Raw genomic sequence first — 15,961 nt, 5'->3', positions numbered from 1 at the left:
AGGAGCCATCCAGAAAGTGAACTTTCTGGACGGCTCCGCTTTTTTACATAGTCAATTTTTGATTAAAATTGTGCTCCTGCGGTGGTCACAATAGAGCTTTTCTGCGACGAGTAACCGCAGGAGCAAATTGTCATCATCCTCGTCGCAAAAGGGACGTCCCAAAATGACTTTTCGGACGCCCCTTTTTTGCGCTATAACACCTTCCAATAGCTATTAAATATCTGTACAAATTCTTGATCAAGCTCTATTCCCTTTTGCTTCAAAGCTCCAACTGCAGCTCCGCCAATTGGCTCTAATACCGCCTTTTTAAATTCAAAAGTGACCGATGTATTTTCTACAAGCTGCGTTAATTTAGTGATGAAGAAGTCGATGTTTGTAAAAACACCTCCAGCTAGTACAATTTCTATGCTCGATTTGTGCCAAACCATTTTGTCAAAGCATACTTTAATTGCTTTATAAAAATCGACACACGCTTCCTCCATAATACTAGCTGCTACTGCGTCACTATTGTCAGCAGCCTCCATCACATATTTACTCAACGGTGCAATGTTCGTGCGTGGATGCTCGTCATTGTATATACAGGCAATTAATTTTTCTACATTATCTACGTCAAAATGCTGTAAAATTGGTGCTGTTAATGAGGTGCTTGGCATTCTCCCATCATAGCTTTGGAATACCGCTTCTAATGCCTTCATCCCTATGTAATAGCCGCTTCCTTTATCATCAAATAAATAGCCCCAGCCACCAATTCTATGCATTTCCATATTTTCATCATAGCCTAATGTAATTGCCCCTGTGCCTGCAATTTGCACAATGCCAGGCTGTCCTAGTGTACCTGCATATAAAGCACCTAATGCATCGTTTTCAATTGTAATCAGTGCTGTATTGTGCACATATTGACGAAGAATTTTTTCTACGATTGGCTCCGCATATAGCTCTTTGACACCAGCCATCGCAACAAAGCAGCTGCTCACTTCTTGAAATATTTGTTCATTTTGTTGACGCAATTGCTGCATTAATTCATGCAATGTCATCTCAAAAAACTGCGTGTTCATTGCGGTTGGATTGCTGCGTGTTGTGATTACTTTTGCATAAATTCGCCCTGCGTTATCACATATTACAGCTGAAGTTTTTGTGCCTCCACCATCGATTGCTAAAACATACATCTATGTACTTCTCCCTTCATAAGAAAAGAGGCTGTCCAGAAAGCCCACCTTCTCACCCTAAACAGCCAAAATCAAATTTCATTCTTTATAATAGTTCGACAAATAAGCTTGCAAATCCTTGTTTGCACCGAAAAACAGCAAATGGCTGTCTCAAAAGTGGCGCATTCGCCTACCTTTGAGACAGCCCCTATTGAAATAGCTATTTTGTAAAGCCAAATGATGCCCAAGGCTGGATATGCTTCAATAAGAAGCGCTCCTCTTCCTTGACACGTGCTACAACATTGCTAGAGCCTGCATTCGGCATATCCTGCAATACAACTTGTAGCTCCCCTTTATAGCGCACATCCAAATTGTTATCAATTGTAATATCGCCTACTGTTAGAGGTACGATGTCATGTGCTGGGAAATCGTCCGCCTTGTATTTGACACGGGATTGCGTGCTGCGAATTACATAATCGGAGACATCTCCACGATTAAAGTGTGGTTCCTCTAAAACAATCTTTTCCTCTAAAGCTGTCGTTTCAGCTGAGAACTCTACTTGCAACTCAAGCTTATAGCGATTTAATTGCCCTAAAGCACGCAGCTCTTCTTCTGATGCATACATATTGCCAATGATACAATCATCAATTAAACCTGTACTCCACATGTCTTTTGCTTGCACCGTAATAGGTAAAAATCTATGCTCTTCAAGGGTTGGTAGCCCGTATTCCGTTTGCTCCCACGGACCAAATTTACCATGCTGTGATGAAATCATCGCAGCTGTGCGAATATGGTTGTCTTTAAATTGCTGAGATGTCTTTAAAAAATGCGCACGCGATAAGCCTGTGTAGCGTCTTGGGTAAAAGTTATGGCAGCCAATAATATTGGATTGATTTGGCTGATAGGATAAAATATTATCCACATATTTTGTACCATTGCTTATATTTAACTCTACTTTTAAATTGCTAGCATCTAGCGACATAAATGCTTCTTCTTGACCTGAAAAGCCCATATCTAAGCGAAGCGCTGCTAAATGATATTGCTCCTTCAAATACCCGATATCGCGGTACGTTAAGCCTAATTCTTCAAAAACGTTTGGCGCAATATCGGCTGAAATATCGAAGCCTAGGCCTTTCGCAAAAGCGTTAATTTGCTTTAGCTTTTCACGTTCCTGTTCATTATTTAATGACATTAAACAAGTGAATATGCGGTCAAAGCCATTGTCATGTGCAAGCTGTACATATTGCTGCATTTCCTCTAATGTGCTATGTCCGGGATATAATGAAATACCTAGTCTTCTCAAATTTCATACCTCCAAAATTGATGCGCTCTTAGCGGGTATGTAAAATACCCGCTAGACGCTTTTTATTATTGACCTTGCTTCGCTGCTGCACGGTTTGCTGCAAGTAAGAATGGTGTGTAAATCAGAACAGCTACCGCAATTAAAACGATACTTAGGATTGCACCTGAAATGGATTGTGTTACTAACCAACCATTGATAATTGGCGGTGTTGTCCATGGCGCTGCTACTGTTGCTGCTGGCACTAGACCCCATTTTGTTGCAAAGTAAGCGATCGATACGTTAACCATTGGTGTTAAAATAAACGGTACGAATAAAATTGGGTTTAAGACGATTGGTAAACCGAATAGTAACGGTTCATTAATATTGAAAATCCCTGGCGCGGCTGATAATTTACCAACGGTGCTGTATTGTTTGTTTTTACGTGAAACAATGAAAATTGCGATAATTAGAGCGATTGTTGTACCTGAACCACCCATATTAACGAATGCATCGAAGAATGGTTTGTTAATGATATATGGTGCTACTTGACCTGCTTCAAGTGCTTCGACGTTTTTCGCAATTGCGTCTAAGTTAATTGTTTGCATGAATGGGTCAATGATATTTGCTCCATGAATACCGAATGTCCAAACAAACGCTGGCACGAATGCTAAAATCAGTGCTGCTACCCAAGAATTTGTTAAGCCCATAAATGGTTCTTGTACTAATGTGTAGAATTGACCAATAATATCTGGTGCATCAAATAATACAGAAATCAATGTACGAACTAATGCTAAAACACCTACTGTAATAATAGCTGGGAATAATGTAGCAAATGATTTTGCTACTGCATCTGGTACACCTGCTGGCATTTTAATTAATAATCGCGGGTTACCAGATAAACGTGAAAACATTTCTGCGGATACAAGACTTAAAATGATAGCTAAAAAGATACCGCCAGTTCCTGTCGTTAAACCTGTTAAACCACCTTCGCCATACGTTGCAAATGTCATATAACTCGCAAGACCAATTGCCCCACCTGCTAATGCATCTTTCCCATAGCTTTTTGTTAAGTTATACGCGATTGTAAATGAGATTAATAGTGATACAATGGCAAATGTAGCACCCCATACGTTACCGCCCCATTGCTTCCAAGTACCATCGCTAAATATAGCATTCATTGCATTTTGATAAAAATCGATTGGCAAGTTGTTAACTAAAACAGCTAATGACCCAGCAATCATCAATGGCATAATGGCGATAAAGCCGTCACGAATTGCAACTAAATGGCGTTGATTCCCGATTCTTGATGCGACAGGAACAAACTTCTCCTCTAAAAATTTGAACATTTTAATACACTCCCCTTTTTATGTTTTTAGTGAATGATGCCCCGAAAGGCTTTATCTTAATTCAAGTGAGTGCTTCTTGCACCCACTTGAATAAAAACCAATGTCTTACTTCCCCTTTATTTGTTCATGAACTTCTACTAGCTCTTGTGCTAAATCACGGAATGTAATCGCATTCATTAAATGGTCTTGTGCGTGAATTAACAATAAAGAAACTTCTACTTTTTGACCTTGTGCTTCTTGTTGCAATAAAGCTGTTTGTGCATGATGTGCTTCGATAATCGCCTCATGTGCAAGCTTCATTTTATCTTGTGCTGCTTGGGAGTCCCCTGCTTTCGCAAATTGGATAGCCTCCATGCATTCACTTTTTGCATTTCCACTATGCATAATTAATCCCATAATGGATTGTAATAAAGCTTCTTGTTCCATAGTTGACACCTCTTATTTCATTAAGCTATACGCATGTTTTAATACATTTGCGCCATTCATCATGCCGTAATCTGTCATATTGATCACATCGATTGGAAGGTTTTTCTCTTTGTACTTCGCTTCAAATGAACCTTTTAAGTAACGAACTTGCGGTCCTAGCAGCAAAACATCTACCGATTTTTCTGCCAATACTTTATCAACTTCCCCTTCAGGAATGGCAAAAATATCCGCTTCCAAATTTTGTTCCTCTGCCGCCTGTTTCATTTTCGATACAAGCAAGCTTGTGCTCATTCCTGCTACACAAACTAACATGATGTTTTTCATAAGTGCACTCCCTTTACTTTTCTTTATCATTTTATTTTTGAAATCGTTTTCTTAAAAAGAGAATATCATTGGTTGGTATATACCACAATACCCTTTTTTTCATTTTTCACTTTTTTTAAATGGATAAAATATACTGGACTATATGATATTCTCACTATTAATATAGCATCTAAAGGACTGGTATAGTCCAGAAAAAAATTTAAAAAAATTTTTTAAATATGATAAATTACATAGGATTTTTTCAATATTCACAACAACTAAACTAAATACCTATCATTTAAAAATATTCATAAAATGCAGGTTTACCAACTTGTAGTGCCTGCTGCCAGCGTTCAATGATTGCTTGTGCTACAGGCTGCCCTGCATACGTAACTGCCTCTTGAACAGATAAATAGCCGACCATCATTGCTGAAAATAAATTGATTGGCAATGCTAGTACTTGCTGTGCATCCACAGCCTCCACCTCTATAACGGCTACTTCCCCGTTATGACGAACCTCAAATATTTGCTCATTCCATGCGCAAAATTGATCTTCTAAACGCACATATAAAGGCGCCTCAATGTGATTCCATTCATATTGCTGTAGGAAGGCTTGCGCATCTACAATTCGCACCATAATATCTTGCACAACCTCACGCTTAAATTGCGGCTCTGCAAAATAATAGCCAAAGCGACTATGATTTGCTGTAACTCCTTTAATTTCAGTAATGCTTGCTGCATGCGCTGTCACAAAGCGCCAAATCGCCTGCTCTGCCGCCATATCTTGCGCTACAAAATCGTGAATCATAAATGATGTACCTGCTACTTCATAACGAAGATAGGCAGCTACTTGATTGTCTTCATAATATAAAGCAAAATGACTATCAGGATGCCTGCTCGCTAAGCGATTCCACCATGCTTCGTCCCTTTGCATACTGCCGCTCGTTACGGCTGCTTGCTCATTATGAAACGCTTTCACCTGCTCAAATAGCTCTTCATCAAGCCATTCAAAGCTTGTGCGCTTAATCGTATCCATCTTCTTGCCTAATGCAGGAAATTTTTCTGGTAAAATCGTATAATTTAATTTCTCAAAAAATAGCTCCCAGCCAAAATAGCGATAAAATGACACGGAAAAAGGCGCCAATACAGAAATCGTTTGCCCATTTGCTCGCATTTGATTGAGCGATTCAATCATTAGCTTTTTAACAATACCTTGCTGACGATACTCAGGATAAGAAGCAACAAACGCGATGCCACCCATTTTATAGTTTTTACGATGAATCGTCATATTTAATGGCAAAACAAGCATTTGCCCAACGACTTTACTACCATCATATGCCCCTAAAGTCGTACTATGCTGAACCCAGTGATGAAAATCTTTTCTACGTGCCTCGCTATATTTGTTAGGAAAGCAATAGTCTCGTAAACGATGGATTTGCCAATAATCTTTTTCTTCCACATTGTGAATTTGTATCATGCTGTCAACCCCTATCCATTACCTTGAAATTTGGCTAATAAATTTATAACGATCCGCTCTGTAAACGCTGCGTACAAGCTCAAAAGGTACACCATTTGATAAGTAGCTAATTCGTTTAATGATCAGAACTGGCGCTACTTGATTAATTTGTAAAAGCTTGCTGTCTTCCTTGGAAACAATCGCTGCCTCCATTTGCTGAATGGCATTGCCAATTTTTTGATGGAAAGCGGTTTCAATTAATGAGTACAAAGAACCTGTTAGCTTACTTGCATCTAATTCAGGATAAATTTTCACTGGGATATATGTTCGCTCCACTGCCATCGGAATTCCATCTGCATTACGAATTCGGATCACAAAAAATACTTCCTCGCCCAGCTCTAATTGCAAATCTCTTGCTACATCAACAGACGGAATAATCTTTTCGAAACGCACAACTTTACTGCTTGGCACCATATTTCTTGCACGCATATCTTCGGTAAAGCTCGTTAAGCCTTGTAACGGCTGTTCCAATTTTGGATTTGCTACAAATGTTCCCCGCCCTTTTTCTCGATAAAGCATGCCATCATTCACTAAATTCGTAATCGATTGCCTCACAGTCATACGACTTACATCAAATTGAACTGAAAGCTCTCGCTCTGATGGTATCGCCTCACCAATTTTATATTCATTTGAAAGTATTCTCTGTTTAATTATTTCTTCAATTTGTATATAGATTGGTATATACGAATTTTTATCTAACAATCTGATCCCCCCTTATCATTCTGTACAACTCCTATTTCGAGGTATAGTTGTCTATACTAATTATAGATGAATATTTTGAAAATACAAAGGATTATTTTTGAAGTAAGTGCCGTTTTCTTTATTTACCAAAAATAGTCGTGTACGATAAATAAAAAGGGGATGTTTACAATGAGCGTTAGGGGAGAAAGCCGAACAACTGAAATTCATCTAAACTCTGAATATATTATAGATAGAGATAAAAATTCCTTCCAAACAGATGAAAAAGGAACGATAAAAGGATTTATTTGGTATAAATATTCAACAACAGATGAAAATCAACTCGCTGTTTTTGCCTTTCTAGAAAATGATGCTACACCAGTAAAAATAGAGATGGATGGAACAGTTGCCCCATATCATATGATTGATATACCAAATGAAGGAGGTAAAAAAGTACCGTTCACTATCACAAATTTGCCACATGGTAATCATATTCTCTATATCATAAGTGAAAAAGTGCTTCACAACACAATCAGTGATCCTTTAGAAATATATGATACACAGAGAACTGTTGCTCGAAACTTCCTTTCAATCAAAGTTCACAATGAGCAAACAGAAACATCTACAATTCCAAATAATTATGCAGCCGTAGAGAAAATACAAGACTTAAAAAATGAAACTTCTGTTATTATGCAAATGTATGAAGATGCCGATTTAACAAAAGAAGTAGATACGATCAATAGTATGGACGATTATTTCTTAACAATAGAAAATCAATACGATTTTGAAATGAAGGCTCATTTAAAGCTAATTTCTGACTATGAAACTTTGGAGCTACAGCAAATACTTATACCAGCTAATGCCAAAGTAATTGTACCTACTAATTTCCAAGCTTTTCAGATAGATAAAAGCGCCAGAATCATTATGGTTGCTGCTCCTTCAGAAAAATTAGCTATTTCTTACGCATTGCGCGTAGTTAAAACAACTAAACGCTTTCCAATAGAAAACAAGCGGTAGTGAAAGCCAAAAACTTTCTCTACCGCTCTTTATATACGCAATCTTGCACAGCGCTTTTTTGTTTCTTTATATAGCTCATCTAACTGTCGATAGCTCACATATTGTGCTGGATTCCCTTGCACAAAGGCTAACCGCTCACCGCCGTTTAATGGTAGTAGCTCATAGCTTTGCTGTGCATCGTAGCGTTCTACCTCCGATGCCTTGCATAAAAAGTCAATAAAATGAGCTATGCCTTCTAGCATGAATTGCCCTGCCTGCCCATTTCTTGTAGCATGTGCCTCATAGATTTGCGAGGATAGCTTGTCCCATTTCGCATACCAGTCATCGACAGCTATCTGCGAAATCAATTGTTTCTTCACCGTTATCATTTTTTGACAAGTCCTTTTTTCAAACGCTTTTGCCCTTCTCGGCAATCATCTAACAAGGGGCATATATGACAGCCTGGATTTTGCGCTTTGCAATGGTAACGTCCAAAGAAAATCATTTGATGATGGGCTTTTGACCATTTTTCAATTGGCGTTTTTTTCATAATTGTTTCTTCTACTTCTAAGACGCTATCTTTCCAGCGACAAAGCCCTAAGCGCTTCGCAATGCGCTCGACATGTGTATCAACTGCCATCGCAGGTACATCGAAAGCGACTGATAGCACAACATTAGCCGTTTTGCGTCCGACGCCTGGCAATGTGACAAGCTCCTCACGGTTTGCTGGTATTTCACCATTGTATTCCGTTATTAAGCGTTGACATAATAATTGAATATTTTTTGCTTTATTGCGATATAGTCCAATGGAGCGAATATCGTCCTGTAATTCTTCCAATGAAACGGCTAAATAATCTTCTGGTGTTTTATATTTTTGGAATAAGCTTTTCGTTACTTTATTGACAAGTACGTCTGTACATTGCGCAGATAATAATGTGGCAATTGTCAGCTCAAACGGATTATCGTGTACAAGCTCACAATGCGCCTCTGGAAACATTTTGTCCATTTCATCTAAAAAATGCAGCCACTGCTTTTTCGTTAACATCTGACCACCTCACTATTCTTTTTCTTCCAACCAATTGTACATCACGCGCTTCGGTTTTTTTTCCGTTTGCGGCTGTGTAATGGTGCGTTTGCGGAATTGCTCTGCATGCTGCTCCACCTGCTTGACCGTTGTGAAATTTTTCTTTTTCCATTCAAATAAGATGCGATCAATATAGCGAAGTGACAGCTTTCCTGCTAATACGGCTTCCTTTAAAGCTGCCTTTATTAGCTCAGGGGAATGCTTATCCATATCGAGCCATGCGTTAATATTTTCAAGCTCCATCGGCGATAAAAGGCGACCAAATTCCTGCTCAAATATGGAAAAAATCGCGCCCTCTTCTCTTTTTTGCTGCTCATCATTTATGGCAATTGTATTCGCCTCTAATAGTGTAATAATGCGATTCCACAATGGATAAAGCGAATATTTTTCATAAATTTTCCCATCACTATTGACATCATGCGTTATTTCAATAAAGCCTTTTTGTAAAAAACGTTGTATTTTTGCTGAAATTTCATTTTGTACAAAAGAGGTTCTTGCCATCAAATCATCTGGTGTTGGAAAGTCATTTCCCTCTTCATGAAACGCTAATAAATGGAGCAGCAACATAGCATCGTCATCGTTAATTTGTAGTGCTTTATAATGCTGAAAAAATAGCTGTGGAATCGTCATATGCTTTTGCTCTAACCATATGCGAAGTTGCTCATTGCTTGTCATGATTGGCACGAATCCTTTCCTAGCTTTAGTCATAACAGAGGGCTGTCAAGAAAGTCAACAGCACTTCCAAGCAGCCCCCTGAATTTATTTAAATGTAGCTTTCTTTCCAACTTATGGGTATAGACGGTTTAATAAACGTGGGAATGGAATTGTTTCACGAATATGCTCCGTGCCTGAAATCCAAGCAACTGTACGCTCTAAACCTAAGCCGAAGCCTGAGTGTGGTACAGAACCATATTTACGTAATTCCAAATACCAAGCGTATGCACCCATATCTAAATTATGCTCTTCTAGGCGAGTTTTTAATAAATCATAGTCATGGATACGCTCAGAGCCACCAATAATTTCACCATAGCCCTCTGGTGCAATTAAATCTGCGCAAAGCACTACATCGTCGCGCTCTGGGTGCGGCTGCATGTAGAATGGCTTAATGCCAACAGGGTAGCATGTGATAAATACAGGCTTATCATAATGGTTGGCAATTGCTGTTTCATGCGGTGCACCGAAATCATCGCCCCATTCAATATCATCAAAGCCTTGCTCATGTAAAAACTTAATCGCATCATCATATGAAATGCGTGGGAATGGTGCTGTAATATTTTCAAGCTTCGATGTATCGCGGCCAAGACGCTCTAAGTCAAGCTTGCAGTTCGCTAATACCGACTGCACGATATGCGCTACATATTGCTCTTGAATTTCTAGATTTTCATCAAACTCTACAAATGCCATCTCTGGCTCAATCATCCAAAACTCAATTAAGTGGCGGCGTGTTTTTGATTTTTCAGCACGGAATGTTGGGCCGAATGAGAATACGCGTCCTAATGCCATTGCTGCCGCTTCCATGTATAGCTGACCTGATTGTGAAAGGTATGCATCTTCATCAAAATATTTCGTTGCGAAAAGCTCAGATGTTCCTTCAGGTGCAGAGCCAGTTAAAATTGGTGGGTCCATTTTTGTGAAGCCATTGTTATTGAAAAACTCGTAAGTTGAACGAATAATTTCATTACGAATATTCATAATCGCATGCTGTCTGCGTGAACGTAGCCATAAATGGCGGTTATCCATTAAAAATTCTGTGCCATGCTCTTTCGGTGTAATTGGGAAGTCTACTGCTTCATGCAATACTTCAATACCCGTTACATTTAGCTCACAGCCAAATGTCGAGCGCTCATCAGCCTTCACTTCACCGACAATATACATCGATGTTTCTTGCGTTAAGCCTTTTGCTGTAGCAAAAATTTCTTCGCCAACCTCTTCTTTTACAACAACGCCTTGCACGAAGCCTGTGCCATCACGTAATTGTAAAAAGGCGATTTTACCGCTTGAACGCTTATTGGCAAGCCATGCGCCTAATTTTACTGTTTCGCCGATATGCTGTGGCATATCTTTAATCATAATTTTCTTCATAATATCCTCCAACTACAAAAGCAATCGTTATTGCCATTTTGATTTTACAAATTTGTCCATGCGACGTACTGCTTCCTCTAATAAATCATATGCAATGGCATATGACAAGCGAATTGTCGTATTTGTACCGAAGCCTGAGCCTGGTATTACAGCTACATTTGCCTCCGTTAATAACGCTTCTGCAAAGGCGTCGACATTATCATAACCTGTTTTCTCCATTGCTTCAGCTACATCTGGTAGCAAGTAAAAAGCACCCTCTGGCTTTAATAGCTTAAAGCCTGGAATCGCCGCAATTTGCGGATAAATTTTTTCTAAGCGCTCCTCAAATGCTTGACGCATTTCTTCTACTGCATCCTGTGGACCGTTGTATGCTTCAATCGCTGCATATTGCGCTGTTGTTGTTGCATTTGACGTAGAATGAGATGCTAAATCCGTCATCGCATTAATAATGTCTGCATCACCTGCTGCATAACCGATGCGCCAGCCCGTCATCGAATGCGATTTTGCTAAGCCGTTAATAACGATTGTGCGCGCTTTAATCGCTGGTGAAATTTGCGCAATTGAAAAATGCTTATTGCCATTGTATAAAAGCTTTTCATAAATTTCATCTGATACGATTAAAATATCATGTTTTTCAGCAACTTCAGCTAATGCTTTTAACTCCTCTGGGCTATAAACCATGCCAGAAGGATTTGACGGCGAGTTAATAATAACAGCTTTTGTTTTTTCTGTAATAGCAGCAGCTAATTGCTGTGCTGTAATTTTATATTGCTGCTCACTCGTTCCCTCGACATACACTGGTACACCACCTGCTAGCTTCACTTGCTCAGGATACGATACCCAGTATGGAATTGGGATGATAACCTCATCACCCTCATTTAAAATAACTTGGAACAATGTGTAAAGCACATGCTTTGCTCCAACGCCTACGATAACCTCATTTGCCTTATACGTCAGCTCATTATCGCGCTGTAATTTTGCAATAATCGCTTGCTTTAATGCTGGCAAGCCACCTGCTGGCGTATATTTTGTGAAGCCTTGTTCCATTGACTTTGTCGCTGCATCTAAAATATTTTTAGGCGTATTAAAATCAGGCTCACCTGCGCCTAATCCGATAACATCAATACCTTGCTCTTTCAATTCCTTCGCCTTTGCTGTAATTGCCAGAGTCGAAGAAGGCGTTAAAGTTTTTACACGGTTTGCTAACAGCTGTTTCAAATGAGATCTACTCCTCTACAAATTCAAAATACGTTTCCACCATTGCCCATCTTCAAACAAAATATAAACATAATTTAGCTGGTCTGTGTTATTCAAATAAGTAATTTCCCACACCGCACCTTGCTCCTCATAGCCTAATTTTGTATGAAGTATTTTTTTTACTGTCGCTTCATCATGCAACACTGCTAGCGCTTGTTCTTCCGTTATTCCGTCCTGCAAAAATACTTCCTGAATCGCATTTTCTTCTAAAGTGATTGGAACAAAAATTGCTTTTTCCTTACCATATTCGTCTACCCCGAATACGGTAACATACGGCTTATTGCCATTATAGGTATAAGAGTCCGAAACAATTGCGAGCGATTTTGTGACGAGCGCTAATTGCTCAGCCTTTTCCTCCATTTCATTAAATGGAGCATCGGCTTTCCAGAGTACTAAGATGGAGATGACAAGTGACAAAGAGACGAGAAAGACTGTACTAAAAATTATCCACTTTTTCATTCAATCACCTAAGTGCGATAAATTGTGAAAATCGCTTTTTCTTGATCTTCTCGATCTAGCGCTAAGCCAAACATTAAATTTTGCTCTTTCAATGTTCGATTTAATGTATCAACGACCTTATACAGATCAGATTGATAGTTTATTTTCACAACCGATAATACTTCGACTTTACTTTCCATGATTGTCAACCTGCTTTCTTTACTCATGTCTGTTATTATACCAATTTCCGAGCGCTTGTACCATATGTTCTAGCGATAGTTTTTGAATAGAAATCGGTGGCAATGCAGAAAGGAATTCTTTCCCATAGGATTTCGTATCAATGCGACGATCTAAAATAATAAATGCACCGCTGTCCGTTGATGAGCGAATTAAACGTCCAAAGCCTTGTTTAAAACGTAAAGTTGCCTCTGGTAAAGCAAGCTCCGTAAAGGCATTATATCCCTGTGCCTGTAGCATTTGCGATTTTGCTTTGAAGGTTGGCTCGTTCGGTGCAGAAAATGGTAGGCGCACAACGATAACAGCCGCAAGCCCATCTCCTGGCACATCGACACCTTCCCAAAAGCTATTTGTGCCAAATAACACCGAATGACTAAATTTCTGAAATGATTTTAATAGACGCATGCGACTGCCAGCCGTTACACCTTGTGCAAACAGCATATAATCATCTAGCAATTTCGTTTCTTGAATTAACAGGACCGTTTTACGCAGCATATCTTGGGACGTAAACAGCACAAAGCAGCGCCCCTCTGTTGTGCGCACAATTCTCGTAATCGCATAAGCCATTTCCTCGATATAGTCATGCTGCGAAACCGCTTGAATATCGGGCATATCTGTCACGATAAAGCAGCGTGCCCCTTGATAATAGCTGGACGATGCCTGTAAACGATGAATCGGAACATCCGCTGCAATACCGATCTGATCTGCGATGAAACGCTCATTATTTGGCACTGTTAACGTGCCAGAGGTCCAAACAATCGCTGCCTGTTGTCGCATCGGCACAAATAATCGCTCAATGCTCGCAGTCACTTGGAGCGGCTTTTTCATTAATTGCAAGCTGCCTGGTATACTGCGTTTATCAAGCTCAAACCATGCAAAATAATCTGCCTGCCTTAGGACAAATAATTCATCCCATTCTGCCACTTTTATTTTAAATTCATGAATCCAGTACTGCCATTCATCTAAAATATATTGCTGTGCAATAGAAATTTCCTCCTGATGCTCATAAAACATATACAACACTTGCTCTGCACTATCTATCCAATTTTGCATAAACGTAGATAGCTGTGTGCAACGTTGTACATCAATTGTTAGCTCTGTTAACATAACTGCTTGCTTCGCTTCATGTCGGTGTGATTGTCGCAGTATATGCTGAAGCTGCTCAATAAGCGTGTGCATCACATAATCAAATGCTGTCACTAATCGTTGAAAATTTTGCGCTGTCTTTTTCAACAGCTGTCTTGGTACACGTCCTGTCTCCATAGCTATATGCTGCAATTTATCAAAAAGCTGGTCTTCTCCAGGTGTGCCAATTCGCCCAAATAAATATTTCCAAGCTGTATAAGAAAAAACCTTTTCATCCTGTTGAACAGCAGCTTGAATAAACTGGTGGGCTTCATCAATAATCCAGCCACCAACATTATCAAATAATTGCTCTTGTCGCACTAGGTCTGCAAGTAGCATCGCATGGTTGGTCATCAATATATCCGCATGTTGACTTTGTTCGATAGCATAACTATAAAAATCGAATTGCTGGACTTTTTGCCATTTCAGCTTACGAATTTTTTCTAAAAATAGCTGACCACCGCCCGACATATTGAGCTCGTTTAAATCACCCGTTTCGGTTTTTGCGAGCCATGTAATGACTTGTGCAATGGCTAGTGTTTCATCATAAGATTCATCATCAACCTTCAAAATTTTAGCGAAACGTCCAATATCAATATAATTTTGCATACCTTTTAATACAGCAACCCGCACACGTTCACCTGTAATTTGTTCCAGCTTTACAAGCTCCTCGTACAATAGCTGGTCAAGTAAATTTGATGTGTATGTGCTAATGCCAATTTTTTTCCCACTGTGCTTAGCGTAGTAAAAGGCTGGCAATAAATACGCTAACGTTTTACCAATACCTGTAGAAGCCTCAATCATTGCTTCTTGCTTGTCATGAAAGCTATGCCAAATAATGTCCATCATTTGAAATTGCTGTGGCCGCTCTTCAAAGGTTGGGATTTCCTTTTGCAAAAGTGCCAGCTTTTCTTTACGTGTTTTTGGGTAGATACTGTCCGTCACCGTTTTTGACTGAATAGCAGGCGGCTGCTTAATCGCCAGTTGATAGGCATAAATAAACCCTTGCTGTTCTTTTACTGTGCTTCTTTTTAGATGCAGTGCGGCAAATAGCAGGTGTGAAATATCTGATTTTAATTGGAACGAGCGCTTATGTAATTGCTCGATTGTCGCTTGTGGCAGCGCCTTCAACTCCTCCCAACAAGCCTTTAACAATTGCGCTGTCGCTTTCGCATCATCATCCGCTCGATGTGCCTGCTCAAGTGGAATATGCAATTCCTGTGCTAAGTCACCTAATTTATAGCTTAATGCCATTGGAAAAACAATTTTCGCCAGTTCTACTGTATCAAGCTTTTTCCCTTGCCATGCTGGTAAGCCTGCTTTGCGTAATTCTGCTTGTAAAAAAGCTAAATCGAAGTCTGCATTATGGGCAACAAAAACGGCATCCTGCAATAAATCGTAAATTGTTTGCCCATACGCCGCAAAAGGCTTTGCACTTGCTACATCCTCATCCGTTATATTCGTTAAACCTTGAATAAATAACGGAATTGATTTTTCTGGATGGATAAAAGTTGTAAATGTTCTTTCAATATACCAATCCTTCATAATCACAATCGCGATTTGAATGATGCGATCACCGCCTGCAAACGAATGACCTGTCGTTTCCAAATCGACAATTGCATATTTTTGACTTTCCATCATTATCAACTCACTGTTCATCAATTCGAATAGATCAATTACGCCTTGGCGTAATTGCGTCGGGATTTTGCATTATGCTTGCTCAATGGACTCCTTTCAAAATTCCTGACATCCACCGGAGGCTTTATTAGGATTCAGTGGGTGTTTTGACACTCACTGAATGAAAGGGAATCTAAGTATTCATCGCACCGCCTATAGAGGGAGCGTTTTCTACTGAATCATGATAAATTTTATCATAGAAAGACTTGTTTGGTCATGTGGCTACTCTACTATCAATTACGCCTCGGCTTAATTGCGTCCAGATTTTTTCAAGCTTGCTTGCAGTAGAAGTTCACCTAAAGCCGTCACTTCCTGTGACAACGGTGAACTGACCTGCATCGTGCAGGCCTCCTTTTCAAAATCTGTGAC

The 15,961-nt window shown here is 39.5% G+C and carries 16 protein-coding genes; 1 reads left to right on the top strand and 15 read right to left on the bottom strand.

The genetic code is table 11. The annotated features are described in order from the left end of the window. Window positions 1-191: 191 nt before the first annotated feature. The 7 genes from R6U77_RS13405 to R6U77_RS13375 form a co-directional block, all read right to left on the bottom strand. Window positions 192-1,166, bottom strand: coding sequence for an N-acetylglucosamine kinase (locus R6U77_RS13405; protein WP_293920613.1), 975 nt, complete (start codon window positions 1,164-1,166; stop codon window positions 192-194). A gap of 199 nt (window positions 1,167-1,365) precedes the next feature. Further along, complete coding sequence (locus R6U77_RS13400; protein WP_319836010.1) at window positions 1,366-2,448, bottom strand: DUF871 domain-containing protein; 1,083 nt, start codon at window positions 2,446-2,448, stop codon at window positions 1,366-1,368. Between the two features lie 65 nt (window positions 2,449-2,513). Continuing rightward, a complete protein-coding gene (locus R6U77_RS13395; RefSeq protein WP_319836009.1) occupies window positions 2,514-3,773 on the bottom strand; it encodes a PTS sugar transporter subunit IIC in 1,260 nt (419 codons plus the stop codon). A gap of 105 nt (window positions 3,774-3,878) precedes the next feature. Further along, on the bottom strand, window positions 3,879-4,199 hold the full coding sequence (locus tag R6U77_RS13390) for a PTS lactose/cellobiose transporter subunit IIA (protein WP_319836008.1): 321 nt from the start codon (window positions 4,197-4,199) through the stop codon (window positions 3,879-3,881). Window positions 4,200-4,211: 12 nt separating this feature from the next. Then, entirely contained in the window at window positions 4,212-4,523 is a 312-nt protein-coding gene (locus R6U77_RS13385; protein ID WP_293920623.1) for a PTS sugar transporter subunit IIB, read from the bottom strand. 277 nt (window positions 4,524-4,800) lie between these two features. Next, window positions 4,801-5,979, bottom strand: a complete 1,179-nt coding sequence (locus tag R6U77_RS13380) for a GNAT family N-acetyltransferase (RefSeq protein WP_319836007.1) — start codon at window positions 5,977-5,979, stop codon at window positions 4,801-4,803. 18 nt (window positions 5,980-5,997) lie between these two features. After that, complete coding sequence (locus tag R6U77_RS13375) at window positions 5,998-6,720, bottom strand: GntR family transcriptional regulator (RefSeq protein WP_319836006.1); 723 nt, start codon at window positions 6,718-6,720, stop codon at window positions 5,998-6,000. Between the two features lie 168 nt (window positions 6,721-6,888). Here R6U77_RS13375 and R6U77_RS13370 point away from each other — a divergent pair, with 168 nt between their 5' ends. Continuing rightward, entirely contained in the window at window positions 6,889-7,713 is an 825-nt protein-coding gene (locus R6U77_RS13370; protein WP_319836005.1) for a hypothetical protein, read from the top strand. Between the two features lie 29 nt (window positions 7,714-7,742). Here the strand turns inward: R6U77_RS13370 and R6U77_RS13365 are convergent, their stop codons facing one another. The 8 genes from R6U77_RS13365 to dinG all read right to left on the bottom strand — a co-directional run bounded on the left by R6U77_RS13365 (window position 7,743) and on the right by dinG (window position 15,556). Beyond that, window positions 7,743-8,081 (bottom strand): YpoC family protein, encoded by a 339-nt coding sequence (locus R6U77_RS13365; protein WP_319836004.1) that lies wholly within the window; start codon window positions 8,079-8,081, stop codon window positions 7,743-7,745. Further along, window positions 8,078-8,737 (bottom strand): endonuclease III, encoded by a 660-nt coding sequence (gene nth, locus R6U77_RS13360; protein ID WP_319836003.1) that lies wholly within the window; start codon window positions 8,735-8,737, stop codon window positions 8,078-8,080. Before nth ends, R6U77_RS13365 begins: the two co-directional genes overlap by 4 nt. Window positions 8,738-8,749: 12 nt before the next feature. Then, complete coding sequence (locus R6U77_RS13355; RefSeq protein WP_319836002.1) at window positions 8,750-9,451, bottom strand: DnaD domain-containing protein; 702 nt, start codon at window positions 9,449-9,451, stop codon at window positions 8,750-8,752. Between the two features lie 111 nt (window positions 9,452-9,562). After that, window positions 9,563-10,858, bottom strand: a complete 1,296-nt coding sequence (gene asnS, locus R6U77_RS13350) for an asparagine--tRNA ligase (protein ID WP_319836001.1) — start codon at window positions 10,856-10,858, stop codon at window positions 9,563-9,565. Window positions 10,859-10,885: 27 nt separating this feature from the next. Next, a complete protein-coding gene (locus R6U77_RS13345; protein WP_319836000.1) occupies window positions 10,886-12,076 on the bottom strand; it encodes a pyridoxal phosphate-dependent aminotransferase in 1,191 nt (396 codons plus the stop codon). A gap of 15 nt (window positions 12,077-12,091) precedes the next feature. Then, window positions 12,092-12,574 (bottom strand): cell wall elongation regulator TseB-like domain-containing protein, encoded by a 483-nt coding sequence (locus tag R6U77_RS13340; RefSeq protein ID WP_293920640.1) that lies wholly within the window; start codon window positions 12,572-12,574, stop codon window positions 12,092-12,094. Window positions 12,575-12,582: 8 nt separating this feature from the next. Then, a complete protein-coding gene (locus R6U77_RS13335) occupies window positions 12,583-12,753 on the bottom strand; it encodes a YpmA family protein (protein WP_074432957.1) in 171 nt (56 codons plus the stop codon). Between the two features lie 19 nt (window positions 12,754-12,772). Continuing rightward, window positions 12,773-15,556: an ATP-dependent DNA helicase DinG gene (gene dinG / locus R6U77_RS13330; RefSeq protein WP_319835999.1), complete on the bottom strand. Its 2,784-nt coding sequence runs from the start codon at window positions 15,554-15,556 to the stop codon at window positions 12,773-12,775. Between the last annotated feature and the right edge of the window lie 405 nt (window positions 15,557-15,961).

This window comes from Lysinibacillus louembei, assembly GCF_033880585.1.
Lineage (GTDB): Bacteria > Bacillota > Bacilli > Bacillales_A > Planococcaceae > Metasolibacillus > Metasolibacillus louembei.
Note: the sequence above shows the minus strand (reverse complement) of the source record. Positions and strands in the feature narration are given on the sequence as shown.

Bases quoted from the DNA above. Each gene is read 5' to 3' on its own strand.
- R6U77_RS13385 (WP_293920623.1), bottom strand. From the start codon at position 4,523: ATGAAAAACATCATGTTAGTTTGTGTAGCAGGAATGAGCACAAGCTTG.
- R6U77_RS13340 (WP_293920640.1), bottom strand. From the start codon at position 12,574: ATGAAAAAGTGGATAATTTTTAGTACAGTCTTTCTCGTCTCTTTGTCA.
- R6U77_RS13390 (WP_319836008.1), bottom strand. From the start codon at position 4,199: ATGGAACAAGAAGCTTTATTACAATCCATTATGGGATTAATTATGCAT.
- R6U77_RS13355 (WP_319836002.1), bottom strand. From the start codon at position 9,451: ATGACAAGCAATGAGCAACTTCGCATATGGTTAGAGCAAAAGCATATG.
- R6U77_RS13370 (WP_319836005.1), top strand. From the start codon at position 6,889: ATGAGCGTTAGGGGAGAAAGCCGAACAACTGAAATTCATCTAAACTCT.
- dinG (WP_319835999.1), bottom strand. From the start codon at position 15,556: ATGATGGAAAGTCAAAAATATGCAATTGTCGATTTGGAAACGACAGGT.
- R6U77_RS13405 (WP_293920613.1), bottom strand. From the start codon at position 1,166: ATGTATGTTTTAGCAATCGATGGTGGAGGCACAAAAACTTCAGCTGTA.
- R6U77_RS13380 (WP_319836007.1), bottom strand. From the start codon at position 5,979: ATGATACAAATTCACAATGTGGAAGAAAAAGATTATTGGCAAATCCAT.
- R6U77_RS13365 (WP_319836004.1), bottom strand. From the start codon at position 8,081: ATGATAACGGTGAAGAAACAATTGATTTCGCAGATAGCTGTCGATGAC.
- R6U77_RS13335 (WP_074432957.1), bottom strand. From the start codon at position 12,753: ATGGAAAGTAAAGTCGAAGTATTATCGGTTGTGAAAATAAACTATCAA.
- nth (WP_319836003.1), bottom strand. From the start codon at position 8,737: ATGTTAACGAAAAAGCAGTGGCTGCATTTTTTAGATGAAATGGACAAA.
- R6U77_RS13395 (WP_319836009.1), bottom strand. From the start codon at position 3,773: ATGTTCAAATTTTTAGAGGAGAAGTTTGTTCCTGTCGCATCAAGAATC.
- asnS (WP_319836001.1), bottom strand. From the start codon at position 10,858: ATGAAGAAAATTATGATTAAAGATATGCCACAGCATATCGGCGAAACA.